Source organism: Pandoraea communis (assembly GCF_902459745.1).
Lineage (GTDB): Bacteria > Pseudomonadota > Gammaproteobacteria > Burkholderiales > Burkholderiaceae > Pandoraea > Pandoraea communis.
The window spans coordinates 558,908-580,289 of sequence record NZ_CABPSJ010000001.1; the positions used below are offsets into that span (position 1 = coordinate 558,908).

Here is a 21,382-nt window from a genome sequence, read left to right on the forward strand (position 1 = left end):
TCGATTTTGGGATTCTCATTTTAGCAGGCGCGCAAAAACCCCGAATTTTCATCAAGTTAGGGGCCGCTCCAAGCGATTTGCCGGACAACGGCCCCGCGTTTCCTCAGACCGCCAGTTCCAGCGCGTCGATGAACATCTTCGGCACGTCGAAACCGGTCTGCGCCGTGATTTCCTGGAAACACGTCGGACTCGTGACGTTCACTTCCGTGAGGTAATCGCCGATGATGTCGAGCCCCACGAGCAGCAGGCCACGTTGCCAGAGAATCGGGGCAAGTGTTTCGGCAATCTGCCGATCGCGTGCAGACAGATCGCGCGCTTCGCCCACCCCGCCGGCCGCGAGGTTGCCGCGCACTTCGTTGCCTTGCGGGATGCGCGCCAGCGAATGCGGCACAACCTTGCCGCCGATCACGAGCACTCGCTTATCACCCGCCTTGATTTCAGGGATGAAGCGCTGCGCCATCACCGAGCATGCCCCGTATTCGCCAAGCATCTCGACCACCGAGCCGAGGTTGCGGCCGTCCGGGCCAATGCGGAACACGCCCGTGCCCCCCATGCCGTCGAGCGGCTTGTAGATCACGTCGTCATGTTCGGCGTGAAAGGCGCGCAGTCGCGCCGCGTCACGCGTCACCAGCGTCGGCACCACGAACTGGGGAAACTCGGCAATGGCGAGCTTTTCGGAGTGATCTCGAATCGCGCTCGGCTTATTGAATACGCGAGCCCCGGCCCGCTCGGCAACTTCCAGCAGCCATGTGGCGTTGATGTACTCCATGTCGAATGGCGGGTCCTTTCGCATGAGCACGGCGTCGAATTCGGTGAGCGCCGCCACACGAATGTCGGCGACCTCGTACCAGGCATCCGCATCGCCCGTCAGGCGAATTTCCTTCACGCGCGCATCGACCTTTGCGCCATACCACGCCATCTCGTGCAACTCGCACGCGAAGATGCGGTGCCCGCGGCGCGCAGCCTCGCGCATCATCGAGAACGTGGTGTCCTTGTAGGTTTTGAACTGGTCAAGCGGGTCGGCGATAAAGAGAATCTGCATCGATCGGCGGAGGTCTTGGGGGGTTCGGATGCAAACACCGCAGGCTGCGGCGACAGACGTCTATTCTAGCCGAGGCGCCGTTTTGCCGCTGCGTGCCGGCAAGCCGTCCGGCGCGCGCACGGCCTGCGCAAACCTCACATCCGCTCGGCGTTTGCGCTCGCCCCCGAACCGCCGAGACCCAGGAGTAGCGACGCGTCTCGCACAGGGTCGAGACGCGAGCGCATGAGGGATAGATGTGTCTTGAGCGTCTGCACGCCGATTGCACAAGCCTCGCGCGTCTGTGAGCGCGACTGTCCGGCCAGCAGACGCATCGCAATCTCCCGCTGGACGGGCGTGAGCGCTGTCCCCCAGAGCCGTTGCAACAGGCGAATGGCGGGCGGCACGGCAAGATGCAGGGCGATGCGCACGCGGTCGGTCGCCCTGCCACCCATGCCGCACAAATGCGTGGCGTGCAGATGCAACGTGCCGCCGGGCACCACCACCGCCTTGCAGACCTGCACGCCGGACATGCCCGGCGAAGAGGCGTCCGACGGGTGAAGCGTCAGCTCGTCGGCCAGCGACTGACACGCTTGCACCACCACACACGCATCGGGCCACGCGCGCCCCGTCATGGGCCGCCAGACCCGGTGCATGAGCGCCAGTGCGGCGGGATCGGCCCACTCCGGCTGCCGCCGATGCCAGACGAGCGTACCGGCCACGTCGTCGCCGATAGCGCCGCACGCCTCCGGCCACAAATTGGGCACGGGTGGCGCCATGGCCGTCAGCGGCGGGAACGTGGGACGCTCGGGCGCCGTAGTGAACTCTGCGGCAGCCGTCTCGAACGCGGTGACTTCACGCGCACTGAAACGCGGACGCGATCTGCGGCGCGACACTAGCAATCGCAAGGCGCCGATGGGCACGGCAGCGGACGAATCGGCGCGCGCCTGTCCCTCACCGGCCGCCCCCGCTGCCCTGGGCATCGGCAACAGGCAGACGTCGAGCAAGTCGCCGTCGGGAAGACAGCGGTCCAGTTCGAGGGGACGACGAAACGTCGTGGGCAACGCCCCTGGACAGCCTCTCGATCGCCGCGCGTGGCCACGCAGCAGTTCACCGTGCGAGAGCGAGCGTTGCAACTCCGCCACCGACGGCATCGCCCAGCCGGTGGCCGCGAGCCGTTCGCAGGCCGACATGGGAGCTTGCGGCGCGTACCAGCAGGTGGCGTCCGATATGCTCGACATGCTCGATATGCTCGGTATGTCCGATACATCGACCGATTCGCCGGACGCGTGACACCAGAACGCCGCTACCCCGTCTGCCGCCAGCCATATGCGCAGCGTCTCCAGCCATAGCGGTAGATAGCCGAGCATCGGCACCGGCAATTGATGGATTTGACGAAGGCATGTACGTACATCCCCTTGCATTCCGGTATTCCTCCCAGCGCAGACAATTCCGAGGAAATTTCCTATTCCACCCGATCACGTACGGACATCCCCCATTCGGGGGATGTTGGACGCGTCAAACGGTCGCATCATCAGGTCATTACTGATGAAAACCGGACGACGGATCGGCACAGTACACCGATCCGAAAACCGAAAGGAACGCACAGGAACCAGTTTGCGGGGGGGCCCGCTCAGGGAAGCCCCGATTTCCGGCCGTTGCATGAGGCGGCCGGTAAATGTGACGCCCGGCTAGTCGGGGGGCCAGCCGGGCGTCTTTTTCTTTTCGTCTCTCAGCACGAGGGACGACAAAGGCCGCCGTACAAGCGCGACCTCACATCAAATTCAGAAATTTCTCAAATAGACGACAAGACCGAAAGGCGGCAAGCGAACGTCACTCGCAGCCGCATCGGTCCTGCGTCGTCAATAGGTTTCCGGATCCGGATCGGTACGCTCGAGTTCGACCGACGCCGCAAGCAGCGCGAGACGCGCCACCACACCATACATATAGAACCGGTTGGGCGGCGCCGCGCCCGGCTTCGCATGGACGTCGGGCAGCGCCGTGTGCTCGAAGGCGAGCGGCACGAAGTGCATGCCGGGGGCGTTGAGGTTCTCGTCGGTGCCGCGCCCGGTGTGCACCCGGTAGAAGCCGCCAACCACATAGCGGTCGATCATGTACACGACCGGCTCGGCCACGGCTTCGTTGATGCGCTCGAACGTGTAAACACCTTCCTGCACGATCACGTCGTGCACTTCGAGGCCCTCCTTCACCACGCTCATCTTGGTGCGCTCGCGCCGGTTCAGGTTTTTGATCTCGGCGGCGTCGTGCACCATCATCACGCCCATGCCGTAGGTACCGGCATCGGCCTTGATCACGACGAACGGCTTCTCGGTGATGCCGTACTCCCGGTACTTCTTGTTGATCTTCTTGAGTACCGCGTCGACCGTATCGGCAAGTTTCTCTTCGCCGACGCGCTCATCGAAATCGATGCCCTCGCACTTCGCGAAGTACGGGTTGAGCATCCATGGGTCGACGTCGATCATCTTGGCGAATTTCTTGACGATGTCGTCGTACGCCGCGAAATGCTGACTCTTGCGGCGCACAGCCCATCCCGCGTGCAGCGGCGGCAGGAGGTACTGCTCGTGCAAGCCCTCGAGAATCGGCGGGATACCGGCCGACAGATCGTTGTTGAGCAGGATCGAGCACGGATCGAAATTCTTGAGCCCCAGCCGGCGCGGCGAACGCTCGAGCGGCTCGATCACAACGTGCTGGCCGTCGGGCAGCTCGATGGTCGTGGGCTCGGTGATGTCGTCCGACAGGCTGCCCAGGCGCACATTCAACCCGGCGTGGCGCATGATCGTCGACAGACGGGCAAGGTTCTGCAAATAGAACGAATTGCGCGTGTGCCGTTCGGGAATCAGCAGCAGGTTCTTGGCGTCGGGGCAGATCTTCTCGATCGCGGCCATGGCGGCCTGCACGGCAAGCGGCAGCACTTCGGGTGCCAGATTATTGAAGCCGCCGGGGAAGAGATTGGTGTCGACAGGCGCGAGCTTGAAGCCCGCGTTTCGCAAGTCGACCGAACAGTAGAACGGCGGCGTATGTTCCTGCCACTCGAGCCGGAACCAGCGCTCGATGCCGGGCGTCGCATCGAGAATCTTCTTTTCCAGGTCGAGCAGGGGGCCTTTCAGGGCCGTGACGAGATGCGGAACCATGCTTCGCTCATATCCAGATGGAATATCGATTGTAGAGCATACGCCCGGCGCCCCCGCCGTTCGCCATGCCCCCGGAAGGGGCACCAGGCCATGTCGTCTGTGCGGGCTCGGCGCCGGCCGGGCAACCGCAGGAGAAAACACGCGCTCAGGCGGGATCGGGGAGGTGCAGTGCCATGCTGCGATGGGAGGAGATGGGGGCGAAGCCGGCAATCGCAAGCGAAAAAAACGGGCCCTCTCGGGGCCCGTGCAAGGCTGGAACCGGCTGTCCGACCGGCCCCAGCAACTCCTCTCGCTTGCCCCCAGACGGGGCTCGATAACGAATTGGCGAATCATTGCCGATTCGTGCTGCTCGTTGACGTCAGGCCCGGCCGAAGCCGAGCCTAAACGGTGCGATGAGATAGATTGAGACGAATCGGCCGAAATCAGTTGTGATAGGCCGATTCACCGTGCGAGGTGATGTCCAGACCCTCGCGCTCTTCGTCTTCCGGCACGCGCAGACCCAGCACGATGTCGGCAATCTTGAAGGCGATGAACGCCACCACACCCGACCACACGAGCGTGGTCAGCACGCCTTGGAACTGAATCCAGACCTGACCGGCGATCGAGTAATCCGGGGCGACCTTGTTGGCCACGTAGTCGTAGATGCCCGTGCCACCCAGTGACGGGGCAGCGAACACCCCCGTCAGAATCGCGCCGAGCATACCGCCCACGCCGTGCACGCCGAACACGTCGAGTGCATCGTCGGCCTTGAGCAGACGCTTCAGACCGTTCACGCCCCACAGGCAGATGACGCCGGCCAGCAGGCCCAGCACGATCGAGCCCATCGGACCGACGAAGCCGGCAGCCGGGGTCACGGCCACCAGACCGGCCACGGCACCCGACGCGCCACCGAGCATCGACGGCTTGCCCTTGCCGATCCACTCACCGGTCGTCCACGACAGCGTGGCAGCCGCAGTGGCGAGCAACGTGTTGACGAATGCGAGCGCAGCGCCACCGTTGGCTTCCAGACCCGAGCCGGCGTTGAAGCCGAACCAGCCGAACCAGAGCAGCGAGGCACCGATCATCGTCATCGTGAGCGAGTGCGGCTTGAACGCTTCCTTACCGAAGCCCACACGCTTGCCCACCATGTACGAGCCGACCAGACCCGCGATAGCGGCGTTGATGTGCACCACAGTACCGCCGGCGTAGTCGAGCGCGCCCTTCTGGAAGAGCCAGCCGGCGTGTGCATTGGCGGCGTCGGCGGCAGCCGCGTCGGTGTAGGCATCCGGGCCCGGCCAGAACCAGACCATGTGGGCCATCGGCAGGTACGAGAACGTGAACCAGATCACGGTGAAGAGCAGCACGGCCGAGAACTTGGTGCGTTCGGCGAAGGCACCCACGATCAGCGCGCAGGTGATGGCCGCGAAGGCTGCCTGGAACGCCATGTACGCGTATTCCGGCACATTCACGCCCTTACTGAAGGTAGCGGCGACCGAGTCCGGCGTCATGCCCTTCAGGAACAGGCGATCGAAGCCGCCGAAGAACGCCCCGCCCTCGGTGAACGCGATGCTGTAACCGTAGATCGCCCAAAGCACGACCACCAGCGAGAAGATGATGAAACACTGCATCAGCACCGAGAGCATGTTCTTCGAGCGGACGAGACCGCCGTAGAACAGGCCCAGACCGGGCAGCGTCATGAGAATTACGAATGCGGTGCAGGTCAGCAGCCAGGCCGTGTCACCCTTGTTCGGCGGCACGGGGGCAGGCGCGGCGGCAGCGGGTGCTGGCGCTGCTGCTGCGGCTGCCGGTGCAGCAGCTGGCGTCGCGGCAGAAGCGGCAGGTGCTGGCGACGCGGCTTCGGAAGCGGCGGCGGGCGCCGAGGCGTCCTGGGCTAGCGCGGCGGTGGAGCCGAGGCTCACGGTGCCGGCAACGCCGAGAAAAGCGGCGGCAAGCAGGAGTTTGGCAAGCAGTTTTTTCATGATTGTTGTCTCTTTTATGTAGGACCTTTACAGCGCGTCTTCGCCGGTCTCTCCCGTACGGATGCGGACCACGTGCTCGACGTTTGACACGAAAATCTTGCCGTCGCCGATCTTGCCGGTGCGGGCCGCCTGCTCGATGGCGTCGATCGCCTGGTCGAGCAAGGCGTCGCCGATTACCGCCTCGATCTTCACCTTCGGCAGAAAGTCGACGACATATTCTGCGCCACGATACAGCTCGGTATGGCCCTTCTGACGGCCGAAGCCCTTGACTTCGGTCACCGTAATGCCTGCCACGCCAATGTTCGAGAGGGCTTCACGCACCTCGTCGAGCTTGAAGGGTTTCACAATTGCGGTAATCAGCTTCATGATGAGTCGCTCCTTAGAATGTCTTCGACAACCCTACGACGACCGTTGCCTTGGAAAGCACTTTGCCGGAATTCGCGGCGGTGTAGTACTTCTCGTTGGCATTCGTATCGACGTAAGAGACCGACACGGAGAAGTTCTTGCCCAGGTCTTTCGACAGGCCGATCTTCCAGTCGGTATAGCTCGCCGCGCCGAAGTTGTGCACCCACTGGTGACCCACGTGGCCCACGGCGGAAATGCCCCAGAAGCCCAGATCGTAGGTGCCCGTCAGGTCGAGGTAGCCGCTGTTCGACGTATCCTGGCCATCAGGGCTCACCAGACCGAACAGACGGGTCAACGAGTGCGAGTACTTCAGCGTCACGGTTTTCCAGCCCACGGCGGCATACAGCTCGAACGTATGCGGACGCGGGAAATATGCCCCGGACGGGTAAGTGCCCGGGTAGTAATACTGCAAACCGCCGAAATCGATGGTCCAGTCAGGAATGATTTCCTTCTTCCAGCCACCGTAAAAATCCATCTCGATGGGGGCGCTTACCGCCGAATTCCCATCCGAAATCCAACTGATGTTCGATGCCCACACGCCGGCATACAGACCGGATTCATGCGCGAGATCGAAACCACCCTGCACCGCCGGACGCTTGCCCGTTTGCGAAATACCGCGGAAGCGGTAGTCCGAGAACAGACCGATGTTGGCGGTAATCGTCAGCGGTTCGGCCGCGGCGGCTGCGGCATCGGCCGGTGCCGCAGCCGGTGCTGCGGCAGGTGCGGCAGCGCCATCGGCGCTCGCCTGCGCAAAAGCGCCGGCGGAAATTGCCATCGCACCAGAAAACACAACGCCAGCCATCGCAGTTGACACTTTTTTCATCACTTTCCCCTAAGTTGATATTCAACGTCTTGGTACAGCGTGCGGCAGGTTGCGGACTGGGTAGAGCAACTCCCGTGCCAGCCTCGGAATCTGCGTGCGCTGCGACGCGCAAGATACGAATTTCGAGATAAAAAATTGGCAAAATTGCGGTGACGATGCGGCCTGCCAACAACGCGAGAAATAGCAACCATGCCCCGTGACTCGTGTCAGATCCTTACCGGGTAACGGTTAGGCGGCTTCCTGCGCTGGCTGGGCGCCGGAAACGGTGATAGAGTTGCGCCAACATTGATGTCCGCACCCGATGCACCACCTTGCACCGGTCAGACCGGCCCGGCGAAGCACACAGACGGTGCAAGCACCAAATTGGTGCAAGGAAACGAAGAGAGGAAGGCTTATGAAACCGAACGAGATCCTGCAAGACATGCAAGCCAAGGTGAGCGAGATGCTCAAGCAATCGCCCGCCAAGGATATCGAGCGCAACGTCAAGAGCCTGCTCAATCAAGGCTTCACCCGGCTCGATCTGGTGACTCGCGAAGAGTTCGACGTGCAAGCGCAGGTGCTCGCACGTACGCGCGAGCGGCTCGAAGCACTGGAAAAGCGCGTGGCTGAACTCGAAAACCTGCGCAGCGAAGCACAAGACTGACGAATCGCGGGGGCGCCACGGCGCCCCCTGTCGTTTTCGGGGCCTGCGCGCCTGCGCAAGCCCCTGATGGGCGGTTTCTCTCGCCCGCCGCTTGAAATCTCCCCCGAAATCCCGTTTCGCTATCGGAATACTCCTGAGTTCCGGCGGGTATTTCCTGCCTATCGCTGCCGCGATTCCGAAAACGCCCCCACTCCCCGTATTTCGTCCGATAAGACGTTGCGCCGCACGCCGTCTGGCGACGAACATCGACGCATGCGATGCATATCGCGATGTTCGGGGAACGAGGAGGAATCATGTCATTGGCAGTTGTCAGCAGCCGGGCGATCACCGGAATGGCGGCACGCGCCGTCACCGTAGAGGTGCATCTGGCCAACGGGCTGCCGGGTCTGTCGCTGGTCGGCCTGCCCGACACCGAGGTCAAGGAAAGCCGTGAGCGTGTGCGCTCGGCATTGCAGAACTGCCGGTTCGAATTCCCCGCGCGACGCATTACCATCAATCTGGCGCCGGCGGATTTGCCGAAGGCGTCCGGCTGCTTCGATCTGCCCATTGCGCTCGGCATTCTGGCGGCCAGCGGTCAGTTGCCCGAGGCTGGGCTGCGCACGCACGAGTTCGCGGGGGAGTTGTCACTCACGGGCGAGTTGCGCGCCGTACGTGGCGGCCTGGCCATGGCCAGCGCCATTGCGGCCGAGCCTTCGGCGCGCGCGCTGGTACTGCCCGCAGGCAGCGCGCAGGAAGCGGCGCTGGTCGAAGACGCCACGGTCTACGGCGCGCGTACGTTGCTCGACGTTTGCGCGCATCTCGCGGCGCCTGAGGTGGCGACACCGCTACCGCGAGCCGTTGTCCCGAGCGGGCTCGCAGTGCCGGCAATCTGCGGCAGCGCCGCCGCAGGCCTCGCCGACACCCCCGACATGGGGGATGTCAAAGGACAGGCGCACGCCAAACGCGCACTGGAAGTCGCGGCAGCAGGCGGGCATCACATTCTGTTCTACGGACCACCGGGTACGGGCAAGTCGATGCTGGCGACACGGCTGGCAGGGCTGCTCCCGGCGTTGAGCAAGGCGCAAGCCGTGGAGGCTGCTACGCTGGCCAGTCTGAGTGCGCAGGGCTTCGACATGCGGCACTGGGGACGACGGCCGTTTCGCGCGCCGCATCACACAGCGTCGTCAGCAGCGCTGGTGGGCGGCGGCAGCGCCCCGCGCCCCGGCGAAATCAGTCTCGCGCATCGGGGGGTGCTCTTCCTTGACGAATTGCCCGAATTCCAGCGGCGCGTGCTCGAAGTTCTGCGCGAACCGCTGGAACTGGGCCATGTGACGATCTCACGCGCGGGCGGCCATGCCACCTTCCCCGCCGCCTTTCAACTTGTGGCCGCCATGAACCCGTGCCCATGCGGCGATATGGGGCATCCGTCGCGAAGTTGCCGTTGTACCAGTGAAGCCGTTGCGCGATATCGCGGCCGTCTCTCGGGTCCGCTGCTCGACCGCATCGACCTGCATGTGGAAGTGCCTGCGCTGAGCGCCGAGACATTCGCCGCACCGGCCAGCGGCGAGCGCAGTGAGATCGTGGCGGAACGCGTCAGGCAGGCGCAGGCGTGTCAGCTATCGCGTCAGGGGCAGTTGAATTGCCGCTTGTCGGGCCGCGCGCTGGAAATGCAATGCGCACTGCGCCCAGATGCTCAGGACGTTCTGCACCGGGCGGTGACGCAACACCATTGGTCGGCACGCACCTATCATCGTGTGCTGCGCGTAGCGCGCACGGTTGCCGATCTCGCAGGCAGTGAAGGAATTGACGCTCACCACGTCGGGGAGGCGGCGCAGTATCGCGAAGCACCGTCATCGTAACGGCATTACTCCAGCGTGAAGGAGTCCAGAAACTGATCGACTTGTTCCTGCGTGGGCGCTTTGGTCGAGAGCACGACGACCTGATAGACGTGGTTACCGCGTCCGACGAATCGGGCCGCGACGTAACGCTCGGTCTTGTCGCTGGCCAAGCCTCGTGCGGAGACAGCCAGCCCCGGAATCGCAGGCGCGTCGCCCGCTTGACGCACCATCACCTGCACAGGCGCGGCGGCACCCTCGTTCACGTTGGCGAGCAACCCATGCTGCAACTCGGCCAGGACAGTCTGACGCAGTGTCGCATCGTCGCTCGGAAGGGTCACAACGCCAACGGCAAAAAGAGCGGCATCGACCCGCGCGGCTTGCATGCGCATCGGCAGCGGCCCCGAAGCGAACTTCACTTCGCGGGCATCCTGAGTCGGTTTCGTGGGATAGGTCACCGCATACGCGCCGCCCTTGTCGTGCACCTCACGCCAATCGTAGCGAGGGGAACAAGCGACCAGTACCATCGTCGCAGCAAGCATGATGCAAACATGGACAGCACGATTCATAGGCGAGAGAGGAAGTTGGAGGAGAAGAAAACGCCCGAACGCGCATTATCCGCCATGTGTTGCGACACGAAAAACGCGTCGTCACGGTTCCCGGTATCATCGGCGGCATGAAACGCGTCATTGCCCACCTGCCCCGCGAGTTGTTCACCGGAGTCTTCAAGACTCCGTACAAACGCGTGCCTGTGCGCCGGCCAGCAGAACTGCTGCGAATCGCCATCCGGCTGGCGGCATCGCTGGCCGTGCTGACGGCGGGGCCGGCCATTGGCGCGGCGGCCGCCGCACCGGCCGGCGTCGCAGGCCCAGCCACGCCGAAACGCGAATCGGCGCAGGCAACGGGCGTCACCTATCCGCGCGAGGGTGCCGTGGCTACGGCGCCGGTCGACGGCAAGACGGCCGCAAAACAGCAGGCTGCCGTACCGGTGGCGACGGACTTCGCGACCCACGCCCGCCGCGCGGCGTCGCTCGACGTGCCGCTGGTCGCACTGGTGTCGCTGCGCGACTGCGTCTATTGCGGCCCGATCCGTCAGCGCGAACTCGCGCCGCTCGTGCGCAGCGGAAAATATGAGGTGCGCGAGATCGGTCTGGACAGCAGCGCTACCGTGCGCGACTTCGACGGCTCGACGACAACCGGTGTCGCGTGGGCACGCGCGCATGGCGTCAAGGTGTCGCCGACGGTTTTGTTCCTCGATACACGCGGACGCCCCGTGGCCGACCCTTTGATTGGCGCTGGGCTGCCTGACTTTTACGGTGCGTATCTCGACGACGCCATCGCCCGCGGACGCGAGCGTATGCACACCGGGGGCGACATCACGACGCGCTGAGATTCAGAGTAGAATCGACGTCACCCTACAAACCCATCACTCACACGGCTGTGTCATGAGCGCGACGACCTCCCGCAAATCTCCCCTGAGCAAGATTCTCGCCGTGGCGATCATCGCCGTCGTGGCGATTGCCGCGTACTTTACGTTCGCTGGACAGAAGCGCGCGCCCGAAGCGACGTTCACGCTACTCTCCGGGCAGAAAGTCGGCACCGAACAACTCAAGGGCAAGGTCTATCTCGTCAACTTCTGGGCGACGAGCTGCACGACGTGCATGAAAGAAATGCCGACGATGGTGCAGACGTACGAGAAGTACAAGGGCCGGGGTCTGGAATTCGTCGCGGTCGCCATGAGCTACGACCCGCCGATGTACGTGATGAACTACGCGCAGTCGCGTCAGTTGCCGTTCAAGGTGGCAATGGATTCCGACGGCAGCGTGGCCAAGCAGTACGGCAACGTGCAACTCACGCCGACGACCTTCGTCGTGGATCGTGACGGCAAGGTGCTCAAGCAGTACGTTGGCGAGCCGGAATACGCCGAACTCGACAAGCTCATCGAAAAGGCGCTGGCCAAGCAAGCCTGACGCCGCTTCACCTCGCTTCACCGCATTGCATCGCAGGCGCCCTTCGGGGCGCTTTTGTTTTTTTCGGCGCCGCCTCGGACACATGCAACGCTTCAGCGCCCGCCGTCGCCCCCTTCGCCGTGACCGCGTGTGTGCAAGCCGTAACGCTTGAGTTTTTCGTACAGCGTTGCCTTGGGCACGTGCAACGCCTCGGCAGTCGCGGCTACGTTGCCTTTGCTGTGTTCGAGGGCTTCTTGCAGCACGGCGCGCTCGAAGCGCTCCACCTGCTCCTTGAGTGGCAACGGCGCGAGCGAATCGCCCTCGGGCGCACTCGCCACGCCCAGCACCAGGCGGTCTGCCGCGTTGCGAAGCTCGCGCACGTTGCCCGGCCAGTCGGCTTGCATCAACTCCTGGCGCATCCGGTCTGAGACCACCGGCGCCGGACGTCCATAACGCACGGCGGAATCGAGCATGAAGTGTTCGAACAGCGGCAGGATATCTTCGCGCCGCTCGCGCAGCGGCGGCAACGCCAGCGTCACCACGTTCAGCCGGTAGTAAAGATCGCGACGGAACGTCCCTTCGCGCACGAGCGCTTCCATGTCCCCCTTCGCCGCCGCGACGACACGGCAGTCGACGCGAATCGACTGGTTCGACCCCAATCGCTCAAGCACGCCGTCCTGCAACACGCGTAGCAGTTTGACCTGCAACGCCGCCGGCATGCTCTCGATCTCGTCGAGAAACAACGTGCCACCCGACGCGTGCTCCAGCTTGCCGATACGACGCTTCGCCGCCCCGGTAAATGCCCCGACCTCGTGCCCGAACATCTCGCTTTCGAAGATCGCTTCGGGCAGCGCGCCGCAGTTCAGCGCGACGAACGGTGCATCGCGGCGACGCGACAACTCATGCAGGCTGCGCGCCACCAGTTCCTTGCCGGTACCGGTGTCGCCGTTGATGAGCACCGGGGCGTCGGTCATGGCCACGTTGGCGATGAGCGTGCGCAGCGTCTCCATCGACGGGCTGCGGCCGATGATGCGTGAAGCGCGTCCGCCCTGCTCCGCCAGTTCGCGCCGCAACGCCTGGTTTTCCAGCATGAGCTTGCGTGTCTCGAGCGCGCGCTTGGCCGACTCGATCAGACGATCCGGTGCGAAGGGCTTCTCGATGAAGTCGTAGGCGCCGTCGCGAATCGCCTGCACGGCCATCGAAATATCGCCGTGACCGGTCACGAGAATCACCGGCACTTCCGGCGCGTGCTGACGCAGATGCGCGAGCAATTCGAGCCCGCTCATGCCAATCAGACGAATGTCCGACACGACGATGCCGGCGAAATCCGGCGTAATACGCTCGCGTGCCGCCTCGGCGGAGGCAAGCCCGAAGGCATCGAGTCCGGCAAGTTGCAGGCTCTGCAGCGTGGCGCGCCGCACGAGTTCGTCGTCTTCGACGAAAAGGATCTGAAGGTTCTTGTACATCATGCGATTGTCGTGCCAGTGCGCTGCACACGGCGCAGCGTCACGAGAAATTCTGCGCCACCGCCAGGAACGTTGCGCGCAACCAACTGGCCGCCGTTCTCCTGCGCGATGGACGATGAGATGGCGAGCCCGAGTCCCATGCCCTGACCGCCTTCCTTGGTACTGAAAAATGGCTCGAACAAACGCGGCATATGCGCCTCCGAAATGCCCGGCCCGTTGTCGCGCACATAGATGCGCACCCACAGGTCGTTGGCGTCCACATCGATCCAGATCGACGGCGGGGCATGCTCACTCGCAGCACTCACTACGGCGTCGATGGCGTTCCCCACGAGGTTGATCAACACCTGTTCGAGGCGCAATCCTTCGCAGGCCACTTGCACGGCTTCCAGACCATCGGCGAACGTCGTTGTCACATGAATGCCCGCGAGACGTCCGCGCAGCAGCATCAACGTATTGTCGAGCGCCCGATGCACGAGCGCTTCCATGTCGCCGTGCCGCGCCCGGCCCGCAAAGAGCCGCAGTTGCCCCGTGATCTTGCCCATGCGATCGGTGAGCGATGCGATGGCTTCCAGATTCTCCTGCGCCGCCGCGTACTCACCTCGCTCGAGCAGCACGCGCGTATTGTCGGAGAAGCTGCGCAGCGCGGAGAGCGGTTGATTGAGTTCATGCGTGATACCGGCGGCCATTTGCCCCAACGTCACGAGTTTCGAGGCCTGCACAAGTTCGCTCTGCGCCTCGCGTAACTCGTGCTCGGTACGCGAGCGCTCCTGCACTTCCGTCTGCAACCGCTCGTTCGCCGATTGCAGGTCGGCCGTACGCTCCGCCACCCGCTCGCCCAATTCCGCGTAAGCCGACTGCAATAGCTCACGGCTCTTGAGCATGTCGCGAACACGCTGACGGCGCTGGTTCCATGCCACCCCCAGCAAGCAGGTGAACGCGGCCAGACAGGCTGCGGCCACCGCCGCGATCCGTGCATTCGCGATCACCTGATCGAGTGGCGCGAAGTACATCAGCGTCCAGTCCGGCTCGCCCAGCTTGCGCTGCACCGCCAGAAAACGCCGCGTCCTGCCCGCACCGCGACCGTCGCGCACGGTCACCACTTCGCCGTCGGCGTCGAGCCGTTCGTCCTTGGTCCAGGTGAGCGGCGTGATGTTCTGGTTGTAGTACTGACGTGTGCTGTCGAGCGCCGCCTTCACATCGGGACTCAGCGGGGTGAGCGCACGATACTGCCAGCGCGGCTCGGACGACAGGAACACCACGCCGTGATCGTCGGCGACGACAACCGGCTCGGCGGCGTCGGCACCGGCGCGCTGAAACCACTCCAGATTCAGCTTGACCACGACCACGCCGCGAATCTGGCCGTCCACGACAATCGGTTGAGAGACGAAGTACCCCGGCTCGCCAGAGGTCGTCCCTACGCCATAAAAGCGGCCCAGCGCGCCTTTGATCGCGTCGATGAAATACGGGCGGAAGCGGTACTCCTGTCCCACGAACGTGGCCGTCTCGCGCCAGTTGCTGGCCGCCAGCGCCAATCCGTTGGCGTCGATCACATAGGCCGCCGACGCCTTGGCGCGCTGATTCACGTCGAACAGGTAATCGTTGGCACGCTGCACGACCGCGCGATCTTCCGGGTGGAGCAGCAGATCGTGCACATACGGATGCAGCGAGAGCAGATATGGCAGGAATTCGTAACGGTCGACGGTGCTGCGCAGGCTGCCCGCGTAGCGCTCCACGCGCGCACCGGCATTCACCCGCAGGTCGGCCACGCCGCGCTGCCAGCTCAGGGCATACGTCAACCAGCAAAACAGGACGCTCGCCAACAGCATGACGACGATCCATGACCAACGGCGCATCGGCACAGTCCTCTCGAGATCGATGGGGACTTCGTCGCGCCGGGGGCCCGCGGGCGGGGCAGCGTCACCAAGCGGTGCGCGGATCGTGTTGTCGTACAGGGTGGCCATTGGGCACAGCGTGCGTGAACCAAAGGACCACCGGGCGGCGAAGCTCAGGCGCTATTGTGCCTGTGCCGCGCCGCCCGGTGGCGAACGTTGCGTGGACAGAGGGCCGGCGCACTCACGCGAGACAACTCACGCGCAGCACCGGGCGCCCCTGCCGCCGGCCGTCAGGCCAGCTCCGGCTCTCGCTTGCCGGACATGGCTTGCGCCAGCTTCTTGCGATCCAGCTCTTTTTCCCAGGCCGACACGACGATCGTGGCAACACCGTTGCCGCAGATGTTCGTCAGCGCACGGCATTCGCTCATGAAGCGGTCGATACCGAGGATCAGCACCATCCCGGCGACCGGGATCGTCGGAATCACGGCGAGCGTTGCGGCCAGCGTGATGAAGCCGGCGCCGGTCACGCCCGAGGCACCCTTCGAGGTCAGCATCGCCACGGCGAGCAGCGTGAGCTGTTGGCCCCAGGTCAGGTCGATGTTGGTCGCCTGCGCAATGAACAACACGGCCATCGTCATGTAGATGTTCGTGCCGTCGAGGTTGAACGAGTAACCGGTCGGGATCACCAGACCCACCACCGACTTCGAGCAACCGGCCTTCTCCATCTTTTCCATCAGGTGCGGCAAGGCGGCTTCCGACGAGCTGGTACCCAGCACGATCAGCAGCTCTTCCTTGATGTAGGCGAGGAAACGGAAGATCGAGAAGCCCGTGAACTTGGCGATCAAACCCAACACGACGATCACGAACAGGAACGACGTCAGGTAGAACGTACCCATGAGCTTGGCGAGCGGCACCAGCGAGGCGATACCGTACTTGCCGATCGTGAAGGCCATCGCACCGAAGGCGCCCAGCGGGGCGACCTTGGTGATGATGTGCACCACGCGGAACAGCACGCCCGAGACGCTGTCGATCCAACTCGTCACCACGCGGCCGCGCTCACCGATGGCGCCCAGTGCGGCGCCGAACAGGATGGCGATCACGAGGATCTGCAGAATCTCACCCTTGGCGAACGCATCGGTAATCGTGTTCGGAATCAGGTGCATCAGGAAGTCGACGAACGTGTCGCCGTGGGCGGCCTTCTCAGCATAGCCCGCGATCGCCTTCGGATCGAGCGCGTTGATGTCGACGTTGAACCCGGCGCCCGGCTTCAGGATGTGGGTCGCGAACAGGCCGATGATCAGCGCGAACGTCGAGACGACTTCGAAGTAGATGAGGGCCTTGCCGCCAACGCGGCCAACCTTCTTCATATCTTCCATGCCGGCGATACCGGTCACGACCGTACAGAAGATCACCGGGCCGATGATCATTTTGATCAGCTTGATGAACGCATCGCCGAACGGCTTCATCTGAACGGCGAGTTCGGGCTTGAAATGCCCGAGCAGTACGCCGATAACGATGGCGAACAGCACCTGCACGTACAGGATGCGGTAAAAGGGTTTTTTGGTCTGGGTTTGCATGTTGTTTCCTCTCCAGGCGGCGGGGCAAGCCACCGCCCTTGTCATCAATCCGCGGTGACCCCGCGGATCTCGCTTTGCGCGAAGCGCATTTGCTCCTCCATCACCATCTGGGCCAGCGCCTTCTTCAATTCATTGAATTCGCTGCCTGCCGTGTCACGCGGACGGGGTAGTTCGATAACCATGTCCCGCTTGACCGTGCCCGGCCGGTACGTCATGACGACGACCCGGTCGGCCAGATAGATCGACTCCTCGATGCTGTGTGTGACGAAAACGATCGTCTTTTTGAATTCCTCCCAAATGCGCAGCAACTCGTCCTGCAACGTACGGCGCGTGAGCGCATCGAGCGCACCGAACGGCTCGTCCATGAGCAGGATCGGACTGTCGAGCGCGAGCACGCGGGCAATCGCCACACGCTGACGCATACCGCCCGACAGGTCGCGCGGAAACCGGTCGCGAAACTCGCGCAGGTTCAGCTTGCCGAGCAGCAAGTCCACGCGCTCGTTGATCTCGGCGCGGCGCATTCCCTTGATTTCCAGTCCGAAGGCGATGTTCTGCGCAACCGTCATCCACGGAAACAGCGCGTACTCCTGGAACACCATGCCGCGATCCGGGCCCGGCTCGGCCGCCGCATCCGAACGGCCGTCGATACGGATGACACCCGAGGTCGGTTGCACGAAGCCGGCGAGCGCATTGAGCAGCGTCGACTTGCCGCAACCCGACGGACCCAGCAAACAGACGAACTCCCCGGCACCGATGTTCAGATCGATGTTCTTGAGGGCTTCGACGGTGCCCCCCGGAACGGGGAACTGCTTAGTGACGTTGTCGATTTCGATCAGCATGTCGTTCGCCTCACTTGGTTTCGAGACCACGATGCCACTTGAGCAGGTGGTTGTTGAGGCGATCCATGCCCAGATCGATCACCAGACCGAGCAGGCCGATGGTCAGCATGCCGGCGATGATCTTGTCCGACCACATATACTCACGCGCTTCCAGAATGCGGTAGCCGAGGCCGTTGTTCACGGCAATCATCTCGGCCACGATCACGACAATGAACGCCGTGCCGATACCGATGCGAATGCCCGACAGGATGTACGGTGTGGCCGCCGGCATGATGACGCGGCGAAAGATCGTGAACTGGCTCGCACCGAGGTTGCGGGCCGCACGCAGGTAGATGCCGTCGACGTGCCGCACGCCTGCGATCGTGTTCATCAGCACGGGGAAGAACGCCCCGAGTGCGATAAGGAAGAACGCCGGCGGGTTGCCCAGGCCGAACCAGAGAATCGCCAGCGGGATGTAAGCGATCGGGGGAATCGGGCGCACAACTTGCACCAGCGGATTGAACAGCCCGTAGACGCGGGTGCTCGTGCCCATCAGCAGGCCGAGCGGCAGCGCGATCACGGTGCCCACGAAAAAGCCCATGACCACGCGGTACAGGCTGTTGGCGGCGTCGGTGAGCAGTTCGCTCGAATGCAGCCACGCGCCGAAGCCGTCGGCCATCGCGGCGGTCGGTTTGAGGTATTGCCACCACTTGGCCACGACAGCGACCGGCGACGGGAGAATGATCGGGTTGATCCACTCGAGGCCCGTGACGATCTGCCAGATCACCACGACCGCGAGCGGAATCAACACACCACGCAGCAAACGCGCGGTGCGCGAGGCGCCCGGAGAAGCAAGCACAGCGGCCATCCGTTCGCCTCGCCTTACTTGATGTTCAGCTTGGTTTTCGCCTTGGCGAGCAGGTCGAGCTTGACCCAGTCTTCCGCCTTCGGCACCGGATCTTGCAGCTTGCCCACGCCGTACTTCTTCATGAGGTCGGTCGTGAGTTGCACATGCGCAATGCTCAAGTCGTAGCTATACGGCGAGTTGCCGATGGCGTCCGTAAAGTCCTGAGTCGTGATCTGGTTCTTGAACATATCCTCGCGCACGTACTTCTCAGCCGCTTGCGGGTTCTTGATGAAGTAGTCGGTCGCTTCGACGAACGCGTACATCAGGCGTTGCGCCACGTCCGGCTTTTCCTTGTAGAGCTTCTCGGTGATCACGAGCGCACGCACTGGCTCGCCGATGGGCGTGTCGTACGGCTTGAGCACTTCCACGCCAAAGCCCTTGTTGATGGCTTGCGACGCCTGCGGCTCCGACTGGCACATCGCATCGATGCTGCCGGCGGCGAGCGCCTGGTTCAGATCGGCGAAAGCCATGAACATGATCTGCACGTCCTTGCCCGGTTGATCCGACCACGTCAGACCGGCCTTGGCCAGTTCCGCGTACAGAATCAGTTCCTGAGCGCCGCCACGGGCGACACCCACTTTCTTGCCCTTGAGATCGGCTACCTTGGTGATCGGCAGACCCTTCTTCGCGACGAGGCGCACACCGCCCTTCGCGAAACCGGCCACGGCATAGATCGGCGCCCCCTGCGCACGACCTGCGATGGCGGCGTCAAGCGCGCTTGCCGACACGTCGATCTGCCCCGCCACGATCGCCGGCATGATGTCCACGCCCTTAGCGAACATACGCTCCTCGATCTTCAGGCCGTACTTGGGTCCGATGACCTTCATGTACGACACCGCGCCGTAGTGGGCGAACTTCAGGTTGCCCAGACGCACCAGATCGTCGGCAAAAGCGTGTAGCGAAGCCGCGCACAGCGCTGCGGCGGCAAGACATTGCTTGAACATAAGGTCTCCTCTCTTATTGGATCGGCTTGCTCTGCGTTTCCGGATTCCCGTCGGGTTTCCAGACATCGCGGCAGCACGCGCGTTAGAAAGCAATACTTATGCCAGATACGTAAGTGTCTGATTTTATTGAGTGAAACTGTGGAAAACCCGATGGTCGGTTATACGGAAAGCTGGAAAACTTGTGCAGAGACTTTCTGGATTTCCAGAAAATCGGGTGAAATCGGGAAATTTCACGCGAGGCATCGGGACAAATCCCGAGACCGGCCGCATACAACGGGCCGTTGAATCATTCAGTGCCGATCATTCGCTACCGCTCTTGAATGCGTTCGCCGAAGCGGCGGATGGCGCATTCAAGAGACGACGACCGGCGACGCGTCAGGCAGACAGCGCTTCCGGCACAGGGATCTGATAGCCAAGGGCCGCAGAGATCTCGGCAGCGCAGGCCGACAGGCGCGACGAAATGTCGGGCAGCAGCGCACGTGTCATGCGCGACGACGGGCCGGACGCGGACAGCGACGCAATCACTTCGCCAGACGCATCGCGCACCGGCACGGCCACCGACACGGCTTCCGGGGCGAGTTCGCCAAAGCTCACGGCACAATCCTGACGACGCACGTTGAGCAACTCGGCCGCAAGTTCGTCGCGCTCGATGAGTGTGCCCGCCGTGAAGCGCTTGCGCGGACGGCCCAGCACTTGTGCGCGAACGTCGTCGGACGCGAACGCCAGCAGCACGCGGCCCGACGCCCCCACATACAGCGGACGGCGATTGCCGACCACGCCATGCACTCGCAACTCGTGCGTCGACTCGACGCGCGCCACGCATAGCGACTCGAGGCCGTCACGCACGCGAAGCTGGATATTCTCATTGAGCGCGCGATTGAGCGCCTGAAGATGACGATGCGCCACCTTCACGAGATTGACCTGTTCGTGCCCCGCCACACCGAGCACCAGCGCCTGTGCGCCAAGCACGTAGGTGACCGGGCTGCCCTCGCGCACGACCCAGCGGTGCTGCTCGAGCGTCGCCAACAGACGAAACGCTCGCGACTTGTTCAGGCCGGCGCGCTGCGCCAGTTCCGTCACACCCAGGCCGGGGCACTCCCCGACCAGCGACAGCAGCGTAAGCGCCGTGTCGACCGAAGCGACTGTGTAGTCCATCAAACTTCCTCGCTATGTTGTTCGGCATAAGCGGCGAGCGCCGCCGCGAATTGGCCAAGTTGCGATTGCAGCGTCGCGAAGCCTTCATGCTTCTCGCCGCGCGATTCGTTCAGGTAAAGCGCCTGATTCAGTTCGATCTGCACACTGTGGCGACGCTGCGCCGGGTGTCCGAAATGGCGCACCAGATCGTCGCAGCCGTCGTGATGACCCGGCGTGTTGTAAGCCACGCGATAGCCCAGTCGCGTGAACTCGGCAATGATCCAGCGCGAGAATGCCGGGTCGGCCGTAGTGCCCTCACCGTCGCTCACGCGCACATCCGCGCGCAAGATGCCCGCATCGGGGTCGAGCGCGCTGCCGCGCTCACGCATCGAATGACAATCCAGATGCCAGACCACACCGTGCCGGTGCCAGGCGTCGTCGAGTGCATCGCGCAGGGCGTGACGGTACGGCAGGTAATAGTCGTGAATGCGTCGCTCGACCTCGGCCACGGACAGACGCCGGTCGTAGAGCGGCACATTCGGCGCGGCGAAGCGGTGGAGCAACCCGACACCGCGCTCGCTACAGGCTTGCGGACGCGCATCGTGCGGCCACAGGCTCGCAAGCAGTTCGGGGTCGATATCGTGCTCGGCGCGGTTCGGATCAATATAGGCACGCGGGAAGAGCGCAGCCACGAGCGTTGCGCCGTGATGCGTGGCCACCGACCACAACTCGTCGACATAGGCATCGCCGCACGCGAGAATTGCCGCCGTCGGGGCAATGGTGTCGAAGTCCGCCGGAAACACATGACCGCTGTGCGGCGCGTCGATCACGAGAGGCAAACGTCTCCCTTGGCCCCCTTGTGGCGCTTCCACAAAATATCGGCCTTCGGTGACCTGACGGGACATGCCTTCTCCTTGCACGCATCCGGAACTGCGCTCCGCC

General features: G+C 63.4%; 19 protein-coding genes. 4 read left to right on the forward strand and 15 right to left on the reverse strand.

Annotation, left to right across the window (positions count from 1 at the left end; translation table 11 throughout):
• Nucleotides 1–103: 103 nt before the first annotated feature.
• From gshB to PCO31110_RS02630, 6 genes are all read right to left on the reverse strand, one after another.
• Nucleotides 104–1,042 (reverse strand): glutathione synthase, encoded by a 939-nt coding sequence (gene gshB / locus PCO31110_RS02605; RefSeq protein ID WP_150689554.1) that lies wholly within the window; start codon nt 1,040–1,042, stop codon nt 104–106.
• A 134-nt stretch (nt 1,043–1,176) separates the two neighbouring features.
• Nucleotides 1,177–2,442, reverse strand: a complete 1,266-nt coding sequence (locus tag PCO31110_RS02610) for a helix-turn-helix transcriptional regulator (RefSeq protein ID WP_150689555.1) — start codon at nt 2,440–2,442, stop codon at nt 1,177–1,179.
• Nucleotides 2,443–2,880: 438 nt separating this feature from the next.
• Nucleotides 2,881–4,170, reverse strand: coding sequence for a glutamate--cysteine ligase (gene gshA, locus PCO31110_RS02615; RefSeq protein ID WP_010804742.1), 1,290 nt, complete (start codon nt 4,168–4,170; stop codon nt 2,881–2,883).
• Nucleotides 4,171–4,592: 422 nt separating this feature from the next.
• Nucleotides 4,593–6,128, reverse strand: a complete 1,536-nt coding sequence (amt, locus tag PCO31110_RS02620; RefSeq protein ID WP_150689556.1) for an ammonium transporter — start codon at nt 6,126–6,128, stop codon at nt 4,593–4,595.
• A gap of 27 nt (nt 6,129–6,155) precedes the next feature.
• Entirely contained in the window at nt 6,156–6,494 is a 339-nt protein-coding gene (locus tag PCO31110_RS02625) for a P-II family nitrogen regulator (RefSeq protein WP_010804740.1), read from the reverse strand.
• A gap of 13 nt (nt 6,495–6,507) precedes the next feature.
• On the reverse strand, nt 6,508–7,356 hold the full coding sequence (locus PCO31110_RS02630) for a TorF family putative porin (protein WP_150689557.1): 849 nt from the start codon (nt 7,354–7,356) through the stop codon (nt 6,508–6,510).
• A gap of 394 nt (nt 7,357–7,750) precedes the next feature.
• Between PCO31110_RS02630 and PCO31110_RS02635 the strand changes: the two genes are divergently transcribed.
• Both PCO31110_RS02635 and PCO31110_RS02640 read left to right on the forward strand, forming a co-directional pair.
• On the forward strand, nt 7,751–7,999 hold the full coding sequence (locus PCO31110_RS02635) for an accessory factor UbiK family protein (protein WP_010804738.1): 249 nt from the start codon (nt 7,751–7,753) through the stop codon (nt 7,997–7,999).
• A 293-nt stretch (nt 8,000–8,292) separates the two neighbouring features.
• Nucleotides 8,293–9,837 carry a YifB family Mg chelatase-like AAA ATPase gene (locus PCO31110_RS02640; protein WP_150689558.1) on the forward strand — a complete coding sequence of 515 codons (1,545 nt, stop codon included), beginning with the start codon at nt 8,293–8,295 and terminating at the stop codon, nt 9,835–9,837.
• Between the two features lie 5 nt (nt 9,838–9,842).
• On the opposite strand, the gene PCO31110_RS02645 is transcribed toward PCO31110_RS02640, so the two are convergent.
• The gene (locus PCO31110_RS02645) at nt 9,843–10,355 is read right to left on the reverse strand and encodes a hypothetical protein (RefSeq protein WP_246189702.1); all 513 of its coding nucleotides are present in this window, start codon (nt 10,353–10,355) and stop codon (nt 9,843–9,845) included.
• 134 nt (nt 10,356–10,489) lie between these two features.
• Between PCO31110_RS02645 and PCO31110_RS02650 the strand changes: the two genes are divergently transcribed.
• Complete coding sequence (locus tag PCO31110_RS02650; RefSeq protein WP_246189703.1) at nt 10,490–11,203, forward strand: thioredoxin domain-containing protein; 714 nt, start codon at nt 10,490–10,492, stop codon at nt 11,201–11,203.
• Nucleotides 11,204–11,258: 55 nt separating this feature from the next.
• Nucleotides 11,259–11,783, forward strand: coding sequence for a TlpA disulfide reductase family protein (locus tag PCO31110_RS02655; RefSeq protein WP_010804734.1), 525 nt, complete (start codon nt 11,259–11,261; stop codon nt 11,781–11,783).
• A gap of 92 nt (nt 11,784–11,875) precedes the next feature.
• On the opposite strand, the gene PCO31110_RS02660 is transcribed toward PCO31110_RS02655, so the two are convergent.
• The 8 genes from PCO31110_RS02660 to PCO31110_RS02695 form a co-directional block, all read right to left on the reverse strand.
• Nucleotides 11,876–13,228 (reverse strand): sigma-54-dependent transcriptional regulator, encoded by a 1,353-nt coding sequence (locus tag PCO31110_RS02660; RefSeq protein ID WP_010804733.1) that lies wholly within the window; start codon nt 13,226–13,228, stop codon nt 11,876–11,878.
• Nucleotides 13,228–15,189 carry a sensor histidine kinase gene (locus PCO31110_RS02665; RefSeq protein ID WP_010804732.1) on the reverse strand — a complete coding sequence of 654 codons (1,962 nt, stop codon included), beginning with the start codon at nt 15,187–15,189 and terminating at the stop codon, nt 13,228–13,230. Before PCO31110_RS02665 ends, PCO31110_RS02660 begins: the two co-directional genes overlap by 1 nt.
• Nucleotides 15,190–15,350: 161 nt before the next feature.
• Nucleotides 15,351–16,637, reverse strand: coding sequence for a dicarboxylate/amino acid:cation symporter (locus tag PCO31110_RS02670; protein WP_010804731.1), 1,287 nt, complete (start codon nt 16,635–16,637; stop codon nt 15,351–15,353).
• Between the two features lie 44 nt (nt 16,638–16,681).
• Entirely contained in the window at nt 16,682–17,476 is a 795-nt protein-coding gene (locus PCO31110_RS02675) for an ABC transporter ATP-binding protein (protein ID WP_150689560.1), read from the reverse strand.
• Nucleotides 17,477–17,486: 10 nt separating this feature from the next.
• Nucleotides 17,487–18,323: an ABC transporter permease gene (locus PCO31110_RS02680; RefSeq protein WP_010804729.1), complete on the reverse strand. Its 837-nt coding sequence runs from the start codon at nt 18,321–18,323 to the stop codon at nt 17,487–17,489.
• A 14-nt stretch (nt 18,324–18,337) separates the two neighbouring features.
• A complete protein-coding gene (locus PCO31110_RS02685; protein ID WP_010804728.1) occupies nt 18,338–19,306 on the reverse strand; it encodes an ABC transporter substrate-binding protein in 969 nt (322 codons plus the stop codon).
• Nucleotides 19,307–19,681: 375 nt separating this feature from the next.
• Complete coding sequence (locus tag PCO31110_RS02690; protein WP_010804727.1) at nt 19,682–20,461, reverse strand: IclR family transcriptional regulator; 780 nt, start codon at nt 20,459–20,461, stop codon at nt 19,682–19,684.
• Complete coding sequence (locus PCO31110_RS02695; protein WP_150689561.1) at nt 20,461–21,345, reverse strand: N-formylglutamate amidohydrolase; 885 nt, start codon at nt 21,343–21,345, stop codon at nt 20,461–20,463. Before PCO31110_RS02695 ends, PCO31110_RS02690 begins: the two co-directional genes overlap by 1 nt.
• Between the last annotated feature and the right edge of the window lie 37 nt (nt 21,346–21,382).